At 71.8% G+C, this 21,966-nt stretch carries 19 protein-coding genes; 14 read left to right on the top strand and 5 right to left on the bottom strand.

Annotated features, from left to right (window positions below; translation table 11 throughout):
• Positions 1-37: 37 nt before the first annotated feature.
• The gene (xseA, locus tag QUG93_RS05710; RefSeq protein WP_289472901.1) at positions 38-1,291 is read right to left on the bottom strand and encodes an exodeoxyribonuclease VII large subunit; all 1,254 of its coding nucleotides are present in this window, start codon (positions 1,289-1,291) and stop codon (positions 38-40) included.
• Positions 1,292-1,525: 234 nt separating this feature from the next.
• Here xseA and QUG93_RS05705 point away from each other — a divergent pair, with 234 nt between their 5' ends.
• Together QUG93_RS05705 and QUG93_RS05700 are read left to right on the top strand one after the other, a co-directional pair.
• Positions 1,526-2,590, top strand: coding sequence for a 4-hydroxy-3-methylbut-2-enyl diphosphate reductase (locus tag QUG93_RS05705; protein ID WP_434533080.1), 1,065 nt, complete (start codon positions 1,526-1,528; stop codon positions 2,588-2,590).
• A complete protein-coding gene (locus tag QUG93_RS05700) occupies positions 2,587-3,339 on the top strand; it encodes a DUF6264 family protein (RefSeq protein ID WP_289472899.1) in 753 nt (250 codons plus the stop codon). Before QUG93_RS05705 ends, QUG93_RS05700 begins: the two co-directional genes overlap by 4 nt.
• 17 nt (positions 3,340-3,356) lie before the next feature.
• Here QUG93_RS05700 and QUG93_RS05695 read toward each other — a convergent pair whose 3' ends face one another.
• Positions 3,357-3,920: a TetR family transcriptional regulator gene (locus tag QUG93_RS05695; RefSeq protein ID WP_289472897.1), complete on the bottom strand. Its 564-nt coding sequence runs from the start codon at positions 3,918-3,920 to the stop codon at positions 3,357-3,359.
• Between the two features lie 83 nt (positions 3,921-4,003).
• On the opposite strand from QUG93_RS05695, the gene QUG93_RS05690 reads away from it, so the two are divergent.
• Positions 4,004-5,125 carry a zinc-binding alcohol dehydrogenase family protein gene (locus QUG93_RS05690; RefSeq protein ID WP_289472895.1) on the top strand — a complete coding sequence of 374 codons (1,122 nt, stop codon included), beginning with the start codon at positions 4,004-4,006 and terminating at the stop codon, positions 5,123-5,125.
• 21 nt (positions 5,126-5,146) lie between these two features.
• Here the strand turns inward: QUG93_RS05690 and QUG93_RS05685 are convergent, their stop codons facing one another.
• Together QUG93_RS05685 and fbaA are read right to left on the bottom strand one after the other, a co-directional pair.
• Positions 5,147-6,403, bottom strand: coding sequence for a M18 family aminopeptidase (locus tag QUG93_RS05685; protein ID WP_289472893.1), 1,257 nt, complete (start codon positions 6,401-6,403; stop codon positions 5,147-5,149).
• Positions 6,404-6,509: 106 nt separating this feature from the next.
• Positions 6,510-7,538 carry a class II fructose-bisphosphate aldolase gene (fbaA, locus tag QUG93_RS05680; RefSeq protein WP_289472891.1) on the bottom strand — a complete coding sequence of 343 codons (1,029 nt, stop codon included), beginning with the start codon at positions 7,536-7,538 and terminating at the stop codon, positions 6,510-6,512.
• Positions 7,539-7,659: 121 nt separating this feature from the next.
• Here fbaA and glpX point away from each other — a divergent pair, with 121 nt between their 5' ends.
• Positions 7,660-8,649, top strand: a complete 990-nt coding sequence (gene glpX / locus QUG93_RS05675) for a class II fructose-bisphosphatase (RefSeq protein ID WP_289472889.1) — start codon at positions 7,660-7,662, stop codon at positions 8,647-8,649.
• A 120-nt stretch (positions 8,650-8,769) separates the two neighbouring features.
• On the opposite strand, the gene QUG93_RS05670 is transcribed toward glpX, so the two are convergent.
• Positions 8,770-10,032: a DNA recombination protein RmuC gene (locus tag QUG93_RS05670; protein ID WP_289472887.1), complete on the bottom strand. Its 1,263-nt coding sequence runs from the start codon at positions 10,030-10,032 to the stop codon at positions 8,770-8,772.
• Between the two features lie 189 nt (positions 10,033-10,221).
• On the opposite strand from QUG93_RS05670, the gene iolC reads away from it, so the two are divergent.
• Genes iolC through QUG93_RS05620 form a run of 10 tightly spaced genes read left to right on the top strand, consistent with a single transcriptional unit; the run spans position 10,222 to position 21,863 of the window.
• Positions 10,222-11,289 carry a 5-dehydro-2-deoxygluconokinase gene (gene iolC / locus QUG93_RS05665; protein ID WP_289472885.1) on the top strand — a complete coding sequence of 356 codons (1,068 nt, stop codon included), beginning with the start codon at positions 10,222-10,224 and terminating at the stop codon, positions 11,287-11,289.
• A complete protein-coding gene (locus QUG93_RS05660; RefSeq protein WP_289472883.1) occupies positions 11,282-12,193 on the top strand; it encodes a class I fructose-bisphosphate aldolase in 912 nt (303 codons plus the stop codon). The genes iolC and QUG93_RS05660 overlap by 8 nt, the downstream gene beginning before the upstream one ends.
• A gap of 49 nt (positions 12,194-12,242) precedes the next feature.
• A complete protein-coding gene (locus tag QUG93_RS05655) occupies positions 12,243-13,757 on the top strand; it encodes a CoA-acylating methylmalonate-semialdehyde dehydrogenase (RefSeq protein ID WP_289472881.1) in 1,515 nt (504 codons plus the stop codon).
• Positions 13,758-13,777: 20 nt separating this feature from the next.
• Complete coding sequence (gene iolB / locus QUG93_RS05650; RefSeq protein WP_289472879.1) at positions 13,778-14,686, top strand: 5-deoxy-glucuronate isomerase; 909 nt, start codon at positions 13,778-13,780, stop codon at positions 14,684-14,686.
• On the top strand, positions 14,683-16,608 hold the full coding sequence (gene iolD / locus QUG93_RS05645) for a 3D-(3,5/4)-trihydroxycyclohexane-1,2-dione acylhydrolase (decyclizing) (RefSeq protein WP_289472877.1): 1,926 nt from the start codon (positions 14,683-14,685) through the stop codon (positions 16,606-16,608). Before iolB ends, iolD begins: the two co-directional genes overlap by 4 nt.
• 39 nt (positions 16,609-16,647) lie before the next feature.
• Positions 16,648-17,601, top strand: coding sequence for a sugar phosphate isomerase/epimerase family protein (locus QUG93_RS05640; RefSeq protein WP_289472874.1), 954 nt, complete (start codon positions 16,648-16,650; stop codon positions 17,599-17,601).
• Positions 17,602-17,630: 29 nt separating this feature from the next.
• A complete protein-coding gene (locus QUG93_RS05635; RefSeq protein ID WP_289472872.1) occupies positions 17,631-18,689 on the top strand; it encodes a Gfo/Idh/MocA family protein in 1,059 nt (352 codons plus the stop codon).
• The gene (locus QUG93_RS05630; protein WP_289472870.1) at positions 18,689-19,558 is read left to right on the top strand and encodes a sugar phosphate isomerase/epimerase family protein; all 870 of its coding nucleotides are present in this window, start codon (positions 18,689-18,691) and stop codon (positions 19,556-19,558) included. The genes QUG93_RS05635 and QUG93_RS05630 overlap by 1 nt, the downstream gene beginning before the upstream one ends.
• On the top strand, positions 19,555-20,667 hold the full coding sequence (locus QUG93_RS05625) for a transaldolase family protein (RefSeq protein WP_289472867.1): 1,113 nt from the start codon (positions 19,555-19,557) through the stop codon (positions 20,665-20,667). The genes QUG93_RS05630 and QUG93_RS05625 overlap by 4 nt, the downstream gene beginning before the upstream one ends.
• Positions 20,664-21,863 carry a Gfo/Idh/MocA family protein gene (locus tag QUG93_RS05620; RefSeq protein WP_289472865.1) on the top strand — a complete coding sequence of 400 codons (1,200 nt, stop codon included), beginning with the start codon at positions 20,664-20,666 and terminating at the stop codon, positions 21,861-21,863. The genes QUG93_RS05625 and QUG93_RS05620 overlap by 4 nt, the downstream gene beginning before the upstream one ends.
• The last annotated feature ends 103 nt before the right edge of the window (positions 21,864-21,966 follow it).

The following is a 21,966-nucleotide window of genomic DNA, read 5'->3' as shown; positions in this document are numbered from 1 at the left end:
CGCGGCGTACCGCGCCGGGCTGCTGTGGAGGAGCGGGTCAGGAGCCCGACCCCGACCCCGACCCGTCCGGCCCCGGGCCGTCGGGCTCGAGCGTCCCCGTGGCGGTGCCGGCACCGAGCGTCACGTGCACGGGTGTCGCGCCGTCGAGGTCGTCGGAACCCCGCACGACCCCGCCGTCCGTGGTCTGCACGATCGCGTAGCCGCGCCGGAGCGTGTCCCGCGGCGAGAGCGACCGGAGCCGGGCCGTCAGGTGTCCGACGTCGGCATGCGACCGCTCGAGCCGGCGGTCGACGAGTTCCCGCGCCCGGGAGAGGTCGCGAGCGACCTCCTCCGCTCGGGTGTCGACGAGCCACGCGGTCGAGGCCAGCGCCGGCCGGGAGCGCAGCGAGGCGATCCGGTCGGCCTCGACGGACAGCACGTGCGACAGCCGGAGTCCGAGTCGGGCGCGGGCCTGTCGGACGTTGGCGAGCTCCTCGGCCACGTCCGGCACCACGCGCTTGGCGGCGTCGGTCGGTGTCGAGGCGCGGAGGTCGGCGACCTCGTCGAGGATCGGCCGGTCGGCCTCGTGCCCGATGGCGGAGACGATCGGGGTGGCCGCGGCGGCTGCGGTGCGGACGAGTCCCTCGTCGCTGAAGCCGAGCAGGTTCTGGAAGTCGCCGCCACCGCGCGCGACGATGATGACGTCGACGGTGGGGTCCGCGTCGAGCTCGACGATCGCGGCGGTCACCTCGCCCACGGCACGCTCGCCCTGCACCGCGGTGTGGACCGTCCGGAACTCGACCTGCGGCCACCGCAGCTGGGCGTTCCGCTTGACGTCCTTCTCGGCGTCGGAGTCCTTGCCGGTGATCAACCCGATGCGGTGCGGGAGGAACGGCAGGCGCTTCTTGCGTGACGGGTCGAACAGGCCTTCCTCGGCCAGGCTCCGACGGAGGCGCTCGAGTCGTTCGAGCAGGTCACCGAGCCCGACGTGCTTCATCTCGACGACCTGCATGGTCAGCGAGCCGCCCTTGACCCAGTAGTTCGGCTTGACGGCCGCCACCACCCGGGCGCCCTGCTTCAGGTCGGCCGGCACCCGGGCGCGCACGCTCGACCAGATCGAGAAGGACACGGTGGCGTCGACCTCGACGTCCTTGAGCTTGCCGTAGACGTTCCCGCCGGCGACGTTCCACTGGGTGATCTCGCCCTCGACCCACGCGGTGCCGAGGCGGTCGATCCAGTCGCGGAGCTTCGCACCGAGCAGCGCGACGGGCCACGGGTTGTCGGCCGTCGGCGGGCCCTGTTCGATCGCCATGCCCCCATGCTGCCGCATCCCGGCGACACGGCGGACCGGCGCCCGCGCGAACCAGGCGACACCGCGGACCGGCGCCCGCCCGCGTCCCGGCGACACGGCGGACCGGCGCCCGCCCGCGTCCCGGCGACACCGCGGACCCGCGATCGCGTCCCGGTGACGCCGCGACCCGCGCCGCCGTCCACACCCTCGCCCCGCACCCAGGCCCCGCCCGCACCCCGCACCTATCATCGAGAGGTGACGATCACCAACGGCCACACGGTCCCGCTCGCGCCGCCCCGGGTGCACGCACAGCGCGGCCGCCTGCGGGACGAACCGGTCGCCGGTGTGAAGAAGGTCCTGCTCGCGGCCCCCCGCGGCTACTGCGCCGGCGTGGACCGCGCGGTGGTCGCCGTCGAGAAGGCGCTCGAGCAGTACGGCGAGCCCGTGTACGTCCGCAAGCAGATCGTCCACAACGTGCACGTCGTCTCGACGCTCGAGCAGCGCGGCGCCGTCTTCGTCGACGACGTCACCGAGGTCCCGCGCGGCGCGCACGTCGTCTTCAGCGCGCACGGCGTCTCGCCCGCGGTCGTCGCCGGTGCCGCCGAGCGCGACCTGCACGCGATCGACGCCACCTGCCCCCTCGTCACGAAGGTCCACCGCGAGGCGACACGCTTCGCGAAGGCGGACCGGACGATCGTCCTCATCGGCCACGCCGGCCACGAGGAGGTCGAGGGCACGATGGGCCACGCCCCCGAGCGCACGATCCTGGTGAACGGGCCCGAGGACGTCGCCGCGCTCGAGGTCCCCGACCCCGACAACCTCGTCTGGTTGTCGCAGACCACGCTGAGCGTCGACGAGACGATGGAGACCGTCCGGCTGCTCCGCGAGCGGTTCCCGTCGATCGAGAACCCACCGTCGGACGACATCTGCTACGCCACGCAGAACCGACAGGTCGCGGTGAAGAAGGTCGCGCCGGCAGCGGACCTGGTCATCGTGGTCGGCTCGGCGAACTCGTCGAACAGCGTCCGCCTGGTCGAGGTCGCGCTCGAGCACGGCGCGAAGGCGGCGCACCGTGTGGACTACGCCGAGGAGATCCGGCAGGACTGGCTCGACGGGGTCAGCACCGTGGGCGTCACGAGCGGTGCCTCCGTCCCCGAGGAACTCGTCGCCGAGGTGCTCGAACAGCTCGCGGACGCCGGGTACGCGACGGTGGAAGAGGTCGTCACGGCGCACGAGGACCTGATGTTCTCGCTCCCCAAGGAGCTCCGCACCGACGCGTCGGGCAACCCGACGCGCGCGCTCGGCGGGCGTCGCTCGTGAGCGGCCCGAGCGGCGACTGGTCGTCGGCGCCCGCCCGCGAGCCGGGTCACGTCGACGAGACGGCACTCGGTCGGGAGGCACGCCCCGCCCCCGACGCGTCGGCCCCCGGTCGCGCGGACGGCCGGGTCCACGGCACGCCCGCCCCCGAGTACGGCGAGTACGCCCCGGCGGGCTGGGTCAACCCGGTGCTCGTCGAGCAGGAGCGGCAGGCGGCCGAGCAGCAGCGGCAGGACGCCGCACAGCGTCGGGACGCCGACGAGCGTCGCGCGTCCGACCCGAACCGACCGGCCTCCGACCAGCGCGCCGGACGACGCACGTCCGGCGCTGACCGCCCGGGCAGTGCGTCGTCCACCCCGGCCTCCGTGCCCGCGAGTCCCTACGGTGCTTCGCGCCTCGACTTCGTGCTCACGGTCGGGCTGCTCTTCATCGGGCTGTGGTCGGTGTTCCAGGCGCTGTCGACCGGCACGGTCGCGAGCACGACCCGGGCGTACGTGACGGGACAGTTCGGTGAGATGGCGTCGCCGGCGGACCTCTCCTCGGCGGCGGTCGTCCGTGCGGTCGTCCTGGTGGTGGTCTTCGCCCTCGTCGCCTGGTGGTCGGTCCGCCGCCTCCGGGCCCACCGCTGGACCTTCTGGGTGCCGCTGGTCGGTGGCGTGGTGGCGAGTGTGCTGGGGGCCGTGCCGATGCTCGTCGTGGTGTTCCAGGACCCGGCCGTGCAGGAGTCGATCCGCCGGATGACCGGCGGCTGACCCGGAGGTCCGCTGCATCAGGGTGCGAGGGCGACCCGCATCCGCTCGAGCGCCGCGTCCAGGTGCTCGGTGAGGGGAGCGGCGGCCGGGTCCGCGAGCCATGCGCGGAGTGCCGTCTGGACCCACGTCACCGTGATGCCGGCGACGGTCTCCGCGACGAGCGGGTCCTCGCCCCGCGCGACGAACCCGGCTTCGACCGCGGCGTGCAGGTCGGCCTGCTTCCGCAGGTCCCGCTCGCGCAGGGCCGGTTCGGCCTCGATCACGCGTCGGGCAGCACGCATCTCGGTGCGTTGGGGTTCGAAGCGTTCCGCGGCGAGCGTCCGCAGCCCCGCGGCGACGAGCGTCAGTGGCGGGACGCCGGCCGGGGCCTCCGCGAGCATCCGGGCAGCCAGGGCGGGGATCTCGTCGTCGCCGAAGAACACCTCGCGCTTGTCGCTGAAGTGCCGGAAGAAGGTCCGTCGGGTGACTCCGGCGCGCTCGACGATCTCCGGCACCGTCGTCGCCTGGAACCCGCGCTCGGCGAAGAGCTCCAGCGCGGCCGAGCGCAGTCGCTGCCGGGTGTCGGGTGCCCATCTCGCCATGCAGTCAGCCTAGTGATGACACATGGTGCCGTGAGCGCGTAGGGTGACGACACCAAGTGTCATCGACTTCCGAGAGGCCCACCGTGCCCGAGAACTCCGCAGCCGTCCTCCGCGAACCCCGGGGGTCGCTCGTCGTCGAGCGGGTCCCCCTGCCCGGACCCGCCGCCGACGAGGTGGTGGTCCGCGTCCGGGCCGTCGCCGTCAACCCGGTCGACTGGGTGATCCAGGGCACCGGCCCGGTCACCTACCGCTGGCTCCGCGCACCCGCCGTGCTGGGCTCGGACGTCGCCGGCGAGGTCGTCGCCGTCGGGTCGGGCGTCACCCGCTTCGCGGTCGGCGACCGTGTGGTGGGCCTCGCGACCGGGACCGACCGTGGCCGCGACCCGATGCACGAGGGTGCGTTCCAGGAGCACACCGCGCTGCTCGAACGGCTCACCGCACCGATCTCCCCGGAGTTGTCCGACGATCAGGCCGCGGTCCTGCCGCTCGGGGCCTCGACCGCCGCGTGCGCGCTGTTCCAGCCGAAGCACCTCGGGCTCCCACTGCCCGGCGCAGCGGATGCACCGAGGGAGCGGTCCGGCGTCGTCGTGGTCTGGGGCGGCTCGACGAGCGTCGGCATGAACGCCGTGCAGCTCGCCCGGGCCGCCGGGTACACGGTCGTGAGCACGGCGTCGCCGCGGAACGCCGAGACCGTCCGGTCGCTCGGTGCGGAGGTCGTCGTGGACCACGGTGCACCCACCGCGGTGGACGACCTCGTCGCGGCCGTCGCCGGACGGTCGGTCGTCGGCGCGGTGGCGCTCGGGACGACCTCGACGGCCGCGTGCATCGAGGTGCTCCGACGCACCGGCGGCACGGTGCTCGCGATGGCGAGCACACCGGTGTCGCTCGACGGGGTCGCCGGGCGCCGGAGACTCCTCCCGGGGGCGCTGCCGGTGTTCACCCGGCTCGGACTCGCCACGCTGGGCCTGACACTGCGTGCCCGGCGTGCCGGCATCCGGGCGGCGTTCGTGTGGGGGAGCAGCCTCCGCGACGACGCGATGGGACCGGAACTGTGGGGCCGGGTCCTGCCCGAGGGGCTCGCGGACGGCTCGATCCGTCCGGTGCCGGAGCCGCTCGTCGTCGGGCACGGGCTCGACGCCGTGCAGAGCGCGATCGACCGGCAGCGTGCGGGGGTGTCCGCGCGCAAGGTGGTCGTGACGCTCTGACGCCCGCGGGTCGGGCGGCGCCTACCCCGCGAGGAAGGCGGCGACCGCGCCGTGCAGCGCCGCCAGGTCGTCCACGTGCACGAGCTCACGCACCGAGTGCATCGACAGCAGGCCCACGCCGATGTCGATCGTCGGGATGCCGAGCCGGGTCGCCGCGATCGGGCCGATCGTCGAGCCGCCCGGGATCGTGTTGACGTTGACGAACGGCTGCCACGGCACGCCTGCGGTGTCGCACGCGGCGGACCACACGGCCTCGCCCTTCGCCTCGGTCATGTAGCGCTGGTTCGCGCTGATCTTCAGGAGCGGACCCGCTCCCGGACGCGGACGGTTCGTCGGGTCGTGCTTCTCCGGCTGGTTCGGGTGCACGAGGTGCCCTGCGTCGCTCGAGAGCAGCCACGAGGCGCGGAACGCCCGCGCGGCCTCGGACCGGGTGGCGCCGAGGCCTTCCTGCACGCGGCCGAGGACGTCCTCGAGGAACGGGCCGCCCGCGCCGGACGGCGTCGACGAGCCGATCTCCTCGTGGTCGAACGCCGCGAACACCGGCACGTGGTCGCCGTCGACCGGTGCGTCGATGATCCCGCGGAGCCCGGCGTGCACGCTCGTCAGGTTGTCCATCCGTCCGGACGCGAGGAACTCGCGCTCGATGCCGATGCGCGCCGGAGCCTGCGTGTCCGCGAGGAACAGGTCCCACGACACCGCCTCGCCGACGCGCCCGCGCAGCCAGCCGAGGACGTCGGTGCCGCCGAGGCCGGCGTCGATGCCGACCACGGGCAGGACGTGGCGCTGCCGGTCGATCTCCTTGCCGTCGTTGACCCCGCGGTCGAGGTGGATCGCGAGGTTCGGGATCCGTGCGACGGCGTCGGTCGAGACCAGTCGGACCGTGCCGTCGGCGTCGACCACGCGGCCGGCGATGCGGAGGTCGCGGTCGAACCAGGTGGACAGGAGTGCGCCGCCGTAGACCTCGACGTTGAGCTGCTCCCAGCCGCCGACCCGCACGGCCGGGTTCGGCTTGATCCGGAACCCGGGAGAGTCGGTGTGCGCGCCGAGGATCCGGAACGGCGTGGTCGGGGTGGCCCCGGACGGCAGGCGCCAGGCGATGACCGCGCCGTCGCGGACGACGACGTAGGCGCCGGCCTCGGTCGGCCAGGCGTCGAGCTCCGACAGCTCGGTGAACCCCGCGGCGACGAGCTGGTCCCGCGCGACCGCGGCCGCGTGGAACGCGGTCGGGGACTCGGTGACGTACTGGGCGAAGGCGGAGGCGACGGCGTCGGAGGTCATCCTGCCATCGTGGCACGGCGGTGGCGGCGACCGGACGCAGGAACGGGGCGCGCCCACCGGACGCGCCCCGTGCCTCCCGTCCGTCGCCGGCCGGGGTGCGGCTGGATCAGCCCTTGCTGTTGCCGGCCGAGCCGAGGACCTTCGCGGCCTCGACCACGCGGGCCGCCATGGCGGTCTCGGCGACCTTGCCCCAGGCGCGCGGGTCGTACTGCTTCTTGTTGCCGACCTCGCCGTCGATCTTCAGGACGCCCTCGTAGTTCCGGAACATCGAGTCGGCGATCGAGCGGGTGAACGCGTACTGCGTGTCCGTGTCGATGTTCATCTTGATGACGCCGTTGCGGACGGCCTCGTGGATCTCGTCGTCGGTCGAGCCGGAGCCGCCGTGGAAGACGAGGTCGAGCGGGTTCTCGCCGGTGCCGTGCTTCTCGGCGACGGAGCGCTGGATCTCGCCCAGGAGTTCCGGACGCAGCTTGACGTTGCCGGGCTTGTAGACGCCGTGCACGTTGCCGAAGGTCAGCGCCGCGATCCAGCGTCCCTGGTCGCCGAGGCCGAGCGCGTCGACGACCTTCTCGACGTCGTTCGGGGTCGTGTAGAGGGCGTCGTTGGTGCCCTCGTGCTGGACGCCGTCCTCCTCGCCGCCGACGACGCCGATCTCGACCTCGAGGATCGCGTTGATGTTGCGCGTCTTCTCGATCATCGTGCGGGCGATCTCGATGTTCTCGTCGAGCGGCACAGCCGAGCCGTCCCACATGTGCGACTGGAAGATCGGGTTGCGGCCCTGGCGGACCTCCTCCTCGCTCGCGGCGATGAGGGGCATGACGAAGCCGTCGAGGGCGTCCTTCGGGCAGTGGTCGGTGTGCAGTGCGACCGTGACGTCGTAGTTCTTCGCGACCTCGTGGGCGAAGCGGGCCATCGCGAGGGCACCAGCGGCACGGTTCTTCACGGTGTGGCCGGCGAAGTAGTCGGCGCCACCGGTGGTCACCTGCAGGATGCCGTCCGAACCGGCCTCCTGCAGGCCCTGGAGGACGGCGTTGATCGTCTGGGAGGAGGACACGTTCACCGCGGGGTAGGCGAACTTGCCGCCCTTCGCTCGTTCGAGCATCTCGGCGTACTGTTCCGGCGTTGCGATGGGCACTGCGATCTCCTTCGACTGGTGGTGTCCCGTGCGAGCCTAGTCAGGGCTCCTCGACGGGGTACAGCGTGCACGTCCGTGCAGTCAGCGTGAGGGCTGTGAGTGCGGTGGGTAGGCTCTGGTCGTGACTCCCACGACTGAGACCGGTGCCCTGTTCCTCCAGCCCGACCGCAACCTCGCGCTCGAGCTCGTGCGTGCGACGGAGGCCGCCGCGATCCGTGCCCAGCCGTGGATCGGCCGTGGTGAGAAGAACCTCGCCGACGGCGCCGCGGTCGACGCGATGCGCAAGTTCCTCGGCACGGTGAACTTCGACGGCGTCGTCGTCATCGGTGAGGGCGAGAAGGACAACGCCCCGATGCTCTACAACGGCGAGCACGTGGGCAACGGCCACGGCCCGGCCTGCGACATCGCGGTCGACCCGATCGACGGCACCTCGCTGACGGCCGCCGGACGGCAGAACGCCATCTCCGTGATGGCCGTCTCCGACCGCGGCTCGATGTACGACCCGTCCGCGGTGTTCTACATGGACAAGATCGCCGCCGGACCCGAGGGGCGCGGGATCCTCGACCTCGAGAAGCCGATCGGCGAGAACATCCGGGCGCTCGCGGCGGCGAAGCACAAGGACATCGAGGACATGCAGATCGCCGTCCTCGACCGTCCCCGCCACGACGAGCTCATCCGCGCGATCCGCGCGACCGGCGCCGGCACGCGGCTGCTGCTCGACGGCGACGTCGCCGGTGGCATCTCGGCGGCGCTGCCGGGTTCGAAGATCGACATGTGCGTCGGTGTCGGTGGCACGCCGGAGGGCATCATCACCGCGTGCGCGATCAAGGCGCTCGGCGGTGTGATCCTCGGCAAGCTCCAGCCGAAGGACGACGAGGAGCGTGAGCGGGCGGTCGCCGCCGGTCACGACCTCGACAAGGTCCTCGACCAGGACGACCTGGTGACCGGCGACAACACGTTCTTCGTCGCGACCGGTGTCACCGACGGCGTGCTCGTGGACGGTGTCCGCCGGTCGCGCGGGGTCATCCACACCGACTCGCTCGTGCTGCGCTCGCGCTCGAACACGATCCGCCGCATCCAGGCGGACCACCGCGCCGAGAAGTGGTTCTGATCCCTCCGGGCTGACGGGGATCGCACCCCGGAACCACCATCGCGCCCCGTCTCCACGGGGCGCGATGCTCGTCCAGGGGTGCGGTCGCCGGCCGCGCCCGGCGACCGCTGCGCCGCGGCGTCAGTCCTCGTCGAGGGCGCCGACGAGTTCCGGGGCGGTGAGCAGCCGGGGCTCGTCGTCGATCGTCACCGGGTCGGCGAGCACCTTCGACTCGTCGAGCAGCGACAGCCGACGGGCGCTCGGCAGCACCTGGCGCTCGAGCGACCCCACGAACCGGTTGTAGTCGACGACGGAACCGCGGATCGCGCGACCGAGCTTGTCGACGTGCCCGCCGAGCGTCGCGAGGCGGCCGTAGAGCTCACGCGAGACCCGGAACAGCTCGCGGGCCTCGGCGGTGACGACGTCCTGCTGCCACGAGAACGCGACGGTCTTCAGCACCGACCACAGCGTGACGGGGGAGGCGAGGGCGATCCGCTTCCGGAACGCGTGGTCGAGCAGCCCGGGGTCGGCGGCCAGGGCGCTCGAGATGAGCGACTCGGACGGGATGAACGCGATCGTGAGCTCCGGCGAGGCGTCGTAGCCCGTCCAGTACTCGCGCGCGGCGAGGGCGTCGACGTGCGCCCGGAGTGCCTTGACGTGCTGGGCGATGAGCTGCTCGCGGCGGGCACCCTCGGCCCCGGTCGCGCTCGCCGGGATCTCGGCGGCCTGCAGGTACGCGCTGAACGGGACCTTCGCGTCGACGGCGATGGTCTTGCCGCCGGGGAGGTGCACGACCATGTCGGGGCGGGCGGTGCCGGCGGTGGTCGTCACCGACGACTGGACGTCGAAGTCCACGCGTTCGAGCAGCCCGGCGGCCTCGACGACGTTCCGGAGCTGCGTCTCGCCCCAGACCCCTCGGGTGCTGTTCGACGACAGCGCGCTCGCGAGCGTGTCCGCGGTGGCCCGCAGGCGTTCCTCGGACTCGGCGGCCGACCGGAGCTGCGCGGACAGAGCGCCGTACTGCTCGCTCCGGGACTGCTCGAGCTCGGCGATCTTCGCGCGCATGACGTCGAGCGTCTGCGCGACCGGGCTGAGCGCGGAGAGCACCTTCGACTCGCTCTGGTTCCGGGCCGCGTCGGCGCCGTGCATCCGCTGCACCAGGTGCTCGAGCTCCGCCGACCGTCGTTCGAGTGAGTCGACCTGGCGGCGGTACTGCGCGTCCTGCGCCTCGAGCCGTTCCTCGGCGTCGGCGCGGACCGAGTCGAGCTGGGCGCGGACCGCGTCGGCGGTGGCGCGGGCCGCGGCGGCGTCGACACCCGCGCGCGAGCGCGCGAGCGACCACGCGACGACGGCGCCGACGGCGACACCGAGGACCAGGCCGATGACCAGGGCGAGGATCTGCATGACGCGACCCTGGCAGGTCCCACCGACACGCGCCTCCCGGCCCGCCGGTGTGGTCCGCCGCAGCAATCTGCGGAACGTCGGAGGGCCCGTCAACGGGCCGCTCCGATCCATGTACTGACATTAGGGCAAAGTGCGTGTACAGTCGTGAGCGTCCGCCGACGAAGCCGCACGGAAGGTCCATCACGTCGCATGACCAACGAAGCTCCCCACGCCCACGACGTGATCACGATGGGACGCGTCAGCGTCGACATCTACCCGCAGCAGACCGGCCCGCTCGAGGACGTCAGCACCTTCTCGAAGTCGGTCGGGGGCAGCGCCACCAACGTCGCCATCGCCGCCGCCCGGCACGGTGCCGACGCCGCGGTGATCACCCGCACGGGCGACGACCCGTTCGGCCGCTACATCGCGCGCACCCTGCCGGAGTTCGGTGTCGCGAACGACTTCGTCGCCACCGTCGACGGGCTCAACACGCCGGTCGCCTTCTGCGAGATCTTCCCGCCGGACGACTTCCCGCTGTACTTCTACCGGGCCCCGAAGGCGCCGGACCTCATGATCACCGCGAAGTCGCTGCCGCTGCACGCCATCGAGCGCGCGCGGATCTTCTGGACGACGGTGACGGGCCTCAGCGAGGAGCCGAGCCGCAGCGCGCACCACACGGCGTTCGAGGCGCGGAGCGCGGCACTGCGGAACACCTCGAGCAGCACGAAGCTCCACACCGTGCTCGACCTGGACTACCGGTCGGTGTTCTGGTCGAGCCCCGAGGCCGCCACCCGCGAGGTCGCCGTCGCGCTCGAGCACGCCACGGTCGCCGTGGGCAACCGCGAGGAGTGCGAGGTCGCCGTGGGCGAGACCGACCCGGTGCGCGCGGCGGACGCCCTGCTCGAGCGGGGCGTGGAGATCGCCATCGTGAAGCAGGGTCCGAAGGGGGTGCTCGCGAAGACCCGCGACGAGTTCGTGGAGTTCCGCCCGCACCACATCGACGTCGTCAACGGGCTCGGTTCCGGTGACGGCTTCGGCGGAGCCCTCACGCACGGGCTGCTGCAGGGCTGGGGGCTCGAACGCACCCTCGCCTTCGCGAACGCCGCCGGCGCGATCGTCGCCACCCGGTTCGAGTGCTCGACGGCCATGCCGACGAGCGACGAGATCGAGCAGTTCATCCGATCGAACCCCGCCGAGGGGACCAACCACACGAACGACAGCAGCACCGACGACACCAGCACCAACGACACCAGCACCGAGGAGAAGGTCGATGCCTGAGATCAGCCCCGCTGACTTCCAGCGTCTCCGCGACGTCCGTGCGACGCAGCCCGGCCTCGTCCAGCAGACGCTCGAGACCCGCCGCAAGCGCAGCCTGCTCGCCGACGACGGCAAGCTCTTCATCGTCGCCGCCGACCACCCGGCGCGCGGTGCGCTCGCCGTGCGCGACGACGAGTCGGCCATGGCGGACCGCTACGACCTGCTCGAGCGTCTCGTCGTGGCCCTGGGACGCCCCGGCGTGGACGGTGTCCTCGGCACGCCGGACATCCTCGAGGACCTCGCGCTCCTCGGGGCGCTCGACGGCAAGGTCGTCGTCGGGTCGATGAACCGCGGCGGGCTGCGCGGCGCGACCTTCGAGATGGACGACCGCTACACCGCCTACTCCGCCGCCGCGATCAAGCGGGCCGGCCTGGACTTCGCCAAGCTCCTCGTCCGCGTGAACCTCGCCGACGCGGGGACCGCCGCGACGCTCGAGGCCACGGCCCGTGCGGTATCCGAGGCCGCCGAACAGCAGCTGCCGATCATGCTCGAGCCGTTCATGTCCGAGTGGCAGGACGGCAGGATCGTCAACGACCTGTCGCCGGACGCCGTGATCACGTCGATGGCGATCGCTGCGGGCCTCGGCGAGTCGAGTGCCTACAGCTGGTTGAAGATCCCCGTCGTCGACGAGATGGAACGGGTCATGGCGGCGACGACCCTGCCGACCCTGCTGCTCGGCGGCGACCCGTCCAGCCGTCCGCTCGAGACCTACGCCAAGTGGGCCGACGCGCTCGCCCTCCCCGGGGTCCGCGGGCTCGTCGTCGGTCGCACCCTGCTCTACCCGTCGGACGGCGACGTCGCGGCGGCCGTGGACCTGGCCGCCGAACTGGTCCACACCGACAGCAAGAAGCCCGTCACCGCCTGAGACCCAGCGGCAGCACGAGACACCCTCCACCACAGAAGGAACCCAGCGCATGACCACTGCGGAAGACACCACGACCACCACCGTCGGCCACTGGATCGACGGTCAGCGCGTCGCCTCGACGTCGGGCCGCACCGCGCCCGTGTACGACCCGGCGCTCGGCGTCGCCACCAAGCAGGTCGCCCTCGCGGACGAGGGCGAGATCCAGGCGGCGATCGCGAGCGCCAAGGCGGCGTTCCCGGCGTGGTCGGGGCTGTCGCTCGCGAAGCGGCAGCAGGTCCTCTTCGCCTTCCGCGAGGTCCTCAACCGTGACAAGGCGGAGCTCGCCGACATCATCACGAGCGAGCACGGCAAGGTCACCTCCGACGCCCTCGGTGAGATCGCCCGCGGGCAGGAGGTCGTCGAGCTCGCGACGAACATCCCGAGCCTGATGAAGGGCGAGTTCTCCGACCAGGTCTCGACCGGCATCGACGTGTACTCGATCCGGCAGCCCCTCGGTGTCGTGGGCATCATCAGCCCGTTCAACTTCCCGGCGATGGTGCCGCTGTGGTTCCTGCCGATCGCGATCGCGGCCGGCAACACCGTCGTGCTCAAGCCGAGCGAGAAGGACCCGAGCGCCGCGATCTGGCTCGCCGAGAAGTTCAAGGAGGCCGGTCTCCCCGACGGCGTCCTCAACGTCCTCAACGGCGACAAGCTGTCGGTCGACGGGCTGCTGACGAGCCCGGACGTCGAGTCGATCTCCTTCGTCGGCTCCACCCCGATCGCCCAGTACGTCTACGAGACCGGCACCAAGCACGGCAAGCGCGTGCAGGCCCTGGGCGGCGCGAAGAACCACATGCTCGTGCTGCCGGACGCCGACCTCGACCTCGTCGCGGACAACGCGATCAACGCGGGCTTCGGCTCGGCCGGCGAGCGGTGCATGGCGATCTCGGTCGTCGTCGCCGTCGAGCCGGTCGCCGACGAGCTCATCGCCAAGATCAGCGAGCGCGCGGCCACGCTGCGCATCGGTGACGGGCGCCGCGGCTGCGACATGGGCCCGCTCGTGACGCAGCAGCACCGCGACAAGGTCGCCTCGTACATCGAGGTCGCAGAGCAGGACGGTGCGGTGGTCGTGGTGGACGGCCGCGCCGTCCGACCCGACGGCGACGAGAACGGGTTCTGGCTCGGCCCGACGCTGATCGACCGGGTCCCCACCACGAGCCGCGTGTACACGGAGGAGATCTTCGGCCCCGTCCTGTCGGTCGTCCGCGTGCAGTCGTACGAGGAGGGGCTCGAGCTCATCAACTCCGGGGCGTTCGGCAACGGCACGGCCATCTTCACGAACGACGGCGGTGCCGCCCGCCGCTTCCAGCGCGACGTGCAGGTCGGCATGATCGGCATCAACGTGCCGATCCCCGTCCCGGTCGCGTACTACTCGTTCGGCGGGTGGAAGAACTCGCTGTTCGGTGACCACAAGGCGTACGGCGCGGACGGCGTGAGCTTCTTCACCCGCCAGAAGGCGATCACGAGCCGCTGGCTCGATCCGTCGCACGGCGGGGTCGACCTCGGCTTCCCGTCGAACTCCTGAGCGCGGACACGAGCACGGGCATGACGAACGACAACTGGTTCATCCGCGCGGGGAGCCGTCCGGAGGACGGCTGGACCGACGTGGTCGACGGTCGCGTCGAGGGGTGGGCGCACACCGGTCTGCGGACCGGTGCGCTCCCCGCCGGCGGCGAGCTGCGCCTCCCGGCCGACGCCGTGGAGCGCATGGTCGTGCCGCTCTCGGGGAGCTTCCACCTCGCATGGTCCGGCGCCGAGACCGGCGAGCAGGGCCTGGAGGGACGTGGCGGGGTCTTCGAAGGACCCACCGACGTCCTGTACCTGGGTTCCGGCACGGAGGCGCGGATCACCGGTTCGGGACGGGTCGCGGTCGCCGAGGCACCCACCGACGACGTCAGGCCGGTCGGGTACATCGCGAAGGCCGACGTGCCCGTGGAGCTCCGCGGGGCCGGACGGTCCAGCCGCCAGGTGCACAACTTCGGCACCCCGGCAGGGCTCGACGCGGTGAAGCTCCTGGTGTGCGAGGTGATCACGCCGGCCGGCAACTGGTCGTCGTACCCGCCGCACAAGCACGACACGAACCGTCCCGGCGAGGAGTCGAACCTCGAGGAGATCTACTACTACGAGTCCGCGGTGTCCCGTGGTCTCGAGGGGATCGCCCCCGAGACGGCGGACCCGTTCGCGCTGCACCGCACCTACGCCTCCGACGATCGACCGATCGACGAGTTCCGCAAGGTCCGGACAGGGGACATCGCGCTCGTCCCGCACGGGTGGCACGGCCCCGCCGTCGCCGCTCCGGGCTACGACATGTACTACCTCAACGTGATGGCCGGGCCGGACCCGGAACGCGTCTGGAACATCACCGACGACCCGGCGCACGGCTGGGTCCGGCAGGCATGGGAGCGCGAGACGCTCGACCCACGGCTGCCCTACGAGAAGGAGTCCGACCGATGACAAGGCTGTCCGAGTCCGGCACGACCCGTCGGATGACCGTCGGCCAGGCGCTCGTCGAGTTCCTGGCCAACCAGTGGACCGTCGACGGGGACGTCCGCGAGCGCACGATCCCCGGGATCTTCGGCATCTTCGGCCACGGGAACGTCGCCGGAGTCGGCCAGGCCATCAAGCAGCTCCACGTCGAGCAGCCCGGCCTGCTGCCGTACCACCAGGCCCGCAACGAGCAGGCGATGGTGCACGAGGCCGTCGGCTTCGCCCGCATGCACCGACGCCGCGCGACGTTCGCCAGCACGGCGTCGGTCGGCCCCGGCGCCGCGAACATGCTGACCGCCGCCGCGCTCGCGACGACGAACCGGCTGCCCGCGCTGCTGCTGCCGTCGGACACGTTCGCCACGCGCACGACCGACCCGGTCCTGCAGCAGATCGAGCTGCCGCACGACACCTCGCTGCAGGTGACCGACGCGTTCCGCCCGCTGTCGCGCTACTTCGACCGCGTCGAGCGTCCGGAGCAGCTCTTCTCGATCGCGCTCGCCGCGATGCGCGTCCTCACCGATCCTGCCGAGACCGGTGCCGTGACCATCGCCCTGCCGGAGGACGTGCAGGCCGAGGAGTTCGACGTCCCCGTCGCCTTCCTGCAGCCCCGGGAGTGGCACGTCCGTCGTCCGCTGCCCGAGCACGGCCCGTTGGCCCGCGCGGTCGAGGCGATCAGGGCCGCGAAGCGACCCGTCGTCGTCGCCGGCGGCGGCGTCCTGTACTCGGGTGCCGAGGACGAGCTCCGCGCGTTCGTCGAGGCCACCGGGATCCCGGTCGGCACCTCGCAGGCCGGCGGTGGGTCGCTCGTCTGGGACCACCCGCAGTACCTCGGCGGCATCGGTGCGACCGGTACCGCGGCAGCGAACGCGATCGCCGCCCAGGCCGACGTCGTGATCGGCATCGGGACCCGCTACAGCGACTTCACGACCGCGTCGCGGACCGCCTTCCAGGACCCCGACGTCACCTTCGTCAACGTGAACGTCGCGTCGTTCGACGCGTACAAGCACGGCTCGCAGCTGCCGCTGATCGCCGACGCCCGGGAGGCACTGGTCGCCCTCACCGCGGCCCTCACGACGGCGTCGTCGTACGCCGTCGACGCCGGGTACGCCGCGGAGGTCGCGTCACGGAAGCAGGAGTGGGACCGGACGGTCGACGACGCGTTCGCGCCGTCGGGCAGCGCCCTGCCCGGGCAGCCGGAGATCATCGGCGCCGTGCAGGAGGTCTCCGACCCCCGCGACGTCGTCATCCAGGCCGCCGGCTCGCTGCCGGGCGACCTGCACAAGCTGTGGCGCGTCCGGGACGCGCTCGGCTACCACGTCGAGTACGCGTTCTCGTGCATGGGCTACGAGATCGCCGGTGGCATCGGCGTCCGTCGCGGCGCCCCGGACCGCGACGCGATCGTCATGGTCGGCGACGGGTCCTACCTGATGCTGCACACCGAGCTCGTCACCGCCGTGGCCGAGGGCATCAAGATCATCGTGGTGCTGATCCAGAACCACGGGTACGCGTCGATCGGGCACCTGTCCGAGACCGTGGGTTCCGAGCGGTACGGCACGAAGTACCGGTACCTCGACGAGACCCGGTCGTTCGAGAACGGCGACCCGCTGCCCGTCGACCTCGCCGCGAACGCCCGCTCCTACGGCGTCGACGTCATCGAGGTCCAGCCCGGCCCGGACGCCATCGAGGACCTCAAGGCCGCGCTGCGCCAGGCGAAGGCGAACGACCACACCACCCTCGTGCACATCAACTCGGACCCGCTCGTCTACGCCCCCGACGGCGACGGCTGGTGGGACGTGCCGGTCGCGCAGACCTCCACGCTCGAGAGCACCCGCAACGCCCGTGCCGAGTACGAACAGCAGGTCGCGTCGCAGCGGCCCCTGCTCGGCTGACCCGACCGACCACCCCACCCAGAAAGCGACAGCGACGTCATGACCGACACCGCCACCCCCATCGGTTCCCCGTCCACGGACGCGGCGCCCGCCTCCATCCGCATCGGCACCGCCCCCGACTCGTGGGGCGTCTGGTTCCCGGACGACCCCGCCCAGGTGCCGTGGCAGCGCTTCCTCGACGAGGCGTCCGCGGCCGGGTACGAGTGGATCGAGCTCGGTCCCTACGGCTACCTGCCGACCGACCCGTCGCAGCTGTCGGACGAGCTCGAGTCCCGCGGGCTCAAGCTCTCCGCCGGCACGGTCTTCACCGGGTTCCACAAGGGCGAGGACCAGTTCCAGCGGGCATGGGACCAGGCGGTCGCCGTCGCCGGCCTCGCGTCGGAGCTCGGCGCCGAGCACCTCGTGACGATCCCCGACCTCTGGCGCTCGGACGCGACGGAGGAGGTCCTCGAGGCCCGCACACTGACCGACGAGCAGTGGGAGCGCCTGGGCAAGGGGCACGACCAGCTCGGCAAGGCGCTCCTCGAGGAGTTCGGCGTCCACCAGCAGTTCCACACGCACGCGGACAGCCACGTCGGCACCTACAAGGAGACCGTGCGCTTCCTCGAGGTGACGAACCCGGAGTACACGAACCTCTGCCTCGACACGGGACACTTCGCGTACTACGGCGGCGACAACCTCAAGCTGATCGCCGAGCACCCGGAGCGGATCGGGTACCTGCACCTCAAGCAGGTGGACACCGACCTGCTGTTCGACGTGCTGAAGAACGACGTGCCGTTCGCCACGGCGGTCGCGCAGGGGATCATGACCGAGCCGCCGCACGGCACCCCCGAGCTGGCCCCGATCATCGAGGCCGTCGCGCAGATCAACCCGGACGTCTTCGGCATCGTCGAGCAGGACATGTACGGCTGCTCCGTCGACGCCCCGGGCCCGATCGCCGAGCGCACCTTCCAGCACATCTTCGGTTCCACCTCCGCCGCCCGCGTCTCCTGACGCGCCGTCCACCACCTCGGGAGCACCCCATGAGCACCAACCAGAACCTCCGCGTCGCCGTCGTCGGCGCCGGCATGATGGGCGCCGACCACGTCCGTCGGATCACCGCGAAGATCTCGAACGCCGACGTCGTCGCCGTCGTCGAGCCGGACGAGGCGCGCGCGCAGGCCGCCGCGGCGCTCGCACCCGGCGCGATCACCGCGGCGTCCTTCGAGGAGGCCCTCGACGCCACCCAGATCGACGGCGTCATCATCGCGACCCCCGGCTTCCTGCACGAGCCGATCCTCGTGACCGCGCTCGAGCGGGGTCTGACGGTCCTGTGCGAGAAGCCGCTGACGACGAGCGCCGAGGACTCGCTGCGCATCGTCGAGCTCGAGCAGCAGCACGCCGACCGCCCGACGATCCAGGTCGGCTTCATGCGCCGCTTCGACGCCGGCTACCAGGAGCTCAAGGCGCTCCGGGAGTCCGGTGCCCACGGTGCGCTGCTCGCCCTGCACCACGCGCACCGGAACCCGACGACGCCGCCGAACTTCAGCGAGTCGATGCTCATCCACGACTCGGTGATCCACGAGATCGACATCATCCCGTTCCTGACGGGTGAGCCGATCGTCGCGGTCGAGGTGAAGAAGCCGCGGAAGAACTCGCTCGCACCGGCGGACCTGCCCGAACCCCAGTTCGTGCTGTTCACCACCGAGTCGGGCACGATGGCGATCGTCGAGATCAACGTCAACGCCCAGTTCGGCTACCAGGTCACGACGGACGCCGTGTTCGAGTCCGGCGTCGCCTACATCGGTCGGGACACCTCGGCGACGGTCGTCGCGGCGGGAGCCACCGGCCAGGGCGTCACGCCGTCCTTCAAGGAGCGCTTCGGTGCCGCCTACGACGAAGAGGTCCAGCGCTGGGTCGACGCCGCACGCACCGGTGGCATCGACGGCCCGAGCGCCTGGGACGGGTACACCGCGTCGGTCGTGGCCGAGGTCGCCGTCCGGGCACAGCAGTCCGGCGCGCTCGAGACGGTCGAGTACGCGGTCACGAAGCCGGCGTTCTACGACACGACCGCGGCGGCGGACGTGCTCGCGGGGGCCTGATGCCGAAGATCGCCCTCGACCCCACGCCGTTCCACCACGACCTGTCGCTGCTCGAGTTCCCGCGGAAGGTCGCGGACCTGGGCTACGAGTACCTGCAGCTCACCCCGCACAAGGACTTCATCCCGTTCTACCGGCACCCCAAGGCGGACGACGACCTGGTCGACGCCTTCGCTGCCGCGTGCCGCGACGCAGGGGTGCAGGTCGCTTCGGTGCTGCCGGTGCTCCGCTGGTCCGGCCCCGACCGCGACGCCCGCGAAGCCGCGGTCACGAAGTGGAAGCGCGTGATCGAGATCACGAAGCGCCTGGGCGTCGACACGATCAACACGGAGTTCTCCGGGCGACCCGAACGGGCGGAGGAGTCCGAGGACGCCTTCTACCGGTCGATGGAGGAGCTCCTGCCGCTCATCGAGGACGCCGGCCTGCGCGTCCTCATCGACCCGCACCCCGACGACTTCGTCGAGGACGGGCTCGAGGCGCTGCGGGTGATCCGCGGCCTCAACTCGAAGCACGTCGGCTTCGTCTACGTCGCCTGCCACACGTTCCACTACGGCGGGAACATGGACGAGATCATCGACGCGGCAGGGGACTCGCTGCAGCTCGTGCACGTCGCCGACGCGTTCGACCACACCCGGTCGCACGGGCTGCGCTACATCTCGAACCCGCCGGGCAACACCGCACGGGTGCACCAGCACCTGCCGGTCGGCCAGGCCGACGTCGACTTCGACGCGTTCTGGGCCGGACTCGCCCGCATCGGGTTCACCGACCGCGACGACACCGTCGCCGTGTCCAGCGTCTTCGCCGAGGACGAGAACGCGGACGCCGTGTCGCGCTTCCAGCTCGACGCCATCAGGAAGGGACTCGACCGATGACCACGACCCTGCAGACCCCGCCGCACGCCGAGGCCGACACCCGTCCCGTCACGCTGCAGGCCGCGACGCAGACGCCGACCGCGCTCTGGAACGACTCCGCCGACCCGCGCGAGCTGGCCACCGCGATCCACGAGTACGGAGCCGTCGGGGCGACCTGCAACCCGGTCATCGCGTACACGTGCATCAAGCAGGACCCGGAGACGTGGGAGCCGCGGATCCGCCAGATCGCCGCCGAGCACCCGACGGCGGGGGAGTCCTGGATCGGCTGGAAGGCCGTGGAGGAGCTCTCGATCGCAGCCGCCGCCCAGCTGCTGCCCGCGTTCGAGGCCTCCGGCGGCCGCAACGGCCGGCTCAGCATGCAGACCGACCCGCGGTTCCACCGCGACCGCGACGCCCTCGTCGAGCAGGCCGTCCGCTTCTCGGGGCTCGCGCCGAACATCATCGTGAAGATCCCCGCGACGAAGGTCGGGATCGCCGCGATCGAGGAGGCCGCGTACCGCGGTGTCTCGATCAACGCGACCGTGTCCTTCACCGTCCCGCAGGTCGTCGCGGTCGGCGAGGCCATCGAGCGCGCGCTCGACCGTCGAGCCGCCGACGGTCTGCCGGAGCAGGAGTTCGGTCACGTCGTCACCCTGATGGCCGGGCGGTTCGACGACTGGCTCAAGACCGTCGTCAAGCGCGACCACGTCATGGTCGACCCGGGGATCCTCGAGTGGGCCGGGGTCGCCGCGGTGAAGAACGCCCACCGGGTGTTCCGCGAGCGGGGCTTCCGGTCACGCGTGCTCGTCGCGGCGTTCCGGAACGCGCTGCAGTGGTCGGAGTTCCAGGGCGGTGACCTCGTCGTGTCGCCACCGTTCCAGTGGTCGAAGGACATCAACGCGAACGCGTTCCCGTGGCGTCCGGACGCGATCGACGACGACGTGCCGGCGGAGGTCGTCGCGGCGCTCCGTGCGGCGACGCCGGAGTTCGCCCGCGGGTACGACGTCGACGGCATGACCATCGACGAGTTCGACCGGTTCGGCGCGACGGTGACGACCCTGCGGCAGTTCCTCGACGCGGACGCCAAGCTCGACGCCCTGGTCCGCGACATCATCGTCCCGGCGGCATGACCGCGGACACGATCGGCGTCGGGCTGGTCTCGGTCGGCTGGATGGGCCGCCTGCACTCCCGCGCGTACCGCGCCCTGCCCGACCACTTCCCCGAGCTCGGTGTGCGCCCACGACTCGTCGTCGCCGCCGACCCGGTGCCCGAGGCCCGCGACCAGGCGGTCACGAGGCTCGGGTACGAACGCGCCGTCGCGGACTTCCACGAGGTCCTCGACGACCCCGCCGTCGACGTCGTCTCGATCTGCTCGCCGAACTTCCTGCACCGCGAGATGGCCGTCGCCGCCGCCGCTGCCGGCAAGCCCTTCTGGATCGAGAAGCCGATGGGCCGGTACGCGAGCGACTCCCGCGCCATCCACGATGCCGTCGAGCGCGCCGGGCTCGTCACGAGCGTGGGCTTCAACTACCGGCACGCCCCCGCCATCCAGCGCGCCCGCGAGCTCGTCCGCAGCGGTCGACTCGGTCGGATCACGAACGTGCGCGGGTCGCTCCTCGCCGACTACTCGTCCGACCCCGACGCCCCGCTGACCTGGCGCTTCGAGCGCGAGCGCGCCGGCTCGGGCGTCCTGGGCGACCTGCTGTCCCACGGCCTCGACCTCGCGCAGTACCTCGTCGGCCGGATCGCGAGCGTGACCGCGCTCGGCGAGACGTTCATCGACACCCGACCGCGCCCCGGCCAGGGCATCGTCGACCGGACGGCCGCCGCGACCGGCGAGCGCGGTGCGGTGGAGAACGAGGACTACGCCGCCCTGCTGTTCCGCTTCGAGGACGGTGCCGTCGGCACGATGGATTCGAGCCGCGTGATGCGCGGGCCGCACGCCGAGTACACGCTCGAGGTCTACGGCACGACCGGTTCGGTCCGCTGGGACTTCCAGCGGCTGAACGAGCTGCAGGTCGCCCTCGACGGGCAGGAGGTCGACGGCTACGTCACCCACTTCGTGGCACCGGGCGACGGGCACTTCGCGCGCTTCCAGCCCGGCGCGGGAACCGCGATGGGGTACGACGACCTCAAGACGATCGAGGCCGCGCAGTTCGTCGCCAGCGTCCTCCGCGGGGAGCAGCTCGCGCCGTCGGTCGCCGACGGCCTGGCGGCCGCGTCGATCGTGGAGGCGGCTGAGGCATCGCTCGCCGACGGGGCGTGGCACGACGTGGCCCGCGTCGACGGACGGGTGACGACGGGCGCGGCGGCACCGGTGCTGTAGGCGCACACCGGGACGGATCGGAGGCGCGGTGCCGGCTGGCACCGCGCCTCCCGTCCATCACGGGGAGACTTCTGGACCACCTGTTGTTAGTATGTAAGGACAA

This window comes from Curtobacterium caseinilyticum (assembly GCF_030363035.1).
Taxonomy (GTDB): Bacteria; Actinomycetota; Actinomycetes; order Actinomycetales; family Microbacteriaceae; genus Curtobacterium; species Curtobacterium caseinilyticum.
This window is presented reverse-complemented; position numbering and strand designations above follow the sequence as displayed.

Bases quoted from the DNA above. Each gene is read 5' to 3' on its own strand.
- xseA (WP_289472901.1), bottom strand. From the start codon at position 1,291: ATGGCGATCGAACAGGGCCCGCCGACGGCCGACAACCCGTGGCCCGTC.
- QUG93_RS05695 (WP_289472897.1), bottom strand. From the start codon at position 3,920: ATGGCGAGATGGGCACCCGACACCCGGCAGCGACTGCGCTCGGCCGCG.
- QUG93_RS05685 (WP_289472893.1), bottom strand. From the start codon at position 6,403: ATGACCTCCGACGCCGTCGCCTCCGCCTTCGCCCAGTACGTCACCGAG.
- QUG93_RS05670 (WP_289472887.1), bottom strand. From the start codon at position 10,032: ATGCAGATCCTCGCCCTGGTCATCGGCCTGGTCCTCGGTGTCGCCGTC.
- iolC (WP_289472885.1), top strand. From the start codon at position 10,222: ATGACCAACGAAGCTCCCCACGCCCACGACGTGATCACGATGGGACGC.
- QUG93_RS05660 (WP_289472883.1), top strand. From the start codon at position 11,282: ATGCCTGAGATCAGCCCCGCTGACTTCCAGCGTCTCCGCGACGTCCGT.
- QUG93_RS05655 (WP_289472881.1), top strand. From the start codon at position 12,243: ATGACCACTGCGGAAGACACCACGACCACCACCGTCGGCCACTGGATC.
- iolB (WP_289472879.1), top strand. From the start codon at position 13,778: ATGACGAACGACAACTGGTTCATCCGCGCGGGGAGCCGTCCGGAGGAC.
- iolD (WP_289472877.1), top strand. From the start codon at position 14,683: ATGACAAGGCTGTCCGAGTCCGGCACGACCCGTCGGATGACCGTCGGC.
- QUG93_RS05640 (WP_289472874.1), top strand. From the start codon at position 16,648: ATGACCGACACCGCCACCCCCATCGGTTCCCCGTCCACGGACGCGGCG.
- QUG93_RS05635 (WP_289472872.1), top strand. From the start codon at position 17,631: ATGAGCACCAACCAGAACCTCCGCGTCGCCGTCGTCGGCGCCGGCATG.
- QUG93_RS05630 (WP_289472870.1), top strand. From the start codon at position 18,689: ATGCCGAAGATCGCCCTCGACCCCACGCCGTTCCACCACGACCTGTCG.
- QUG93_RS05625 (WP_289472867.1), top strand. From the start codon at position 19,555: ATGACCACGACCCTGCAGACCCCGCCGCACGCCGAGGCCGACACCCGT.
- QUG93_RS05620 (WP_289472865.1), top strand. From the start codon at position 20,664: ATGACCGCGGACACGATCGGCGTCGGGCTGGTCTCGGTCGGCTGGATG.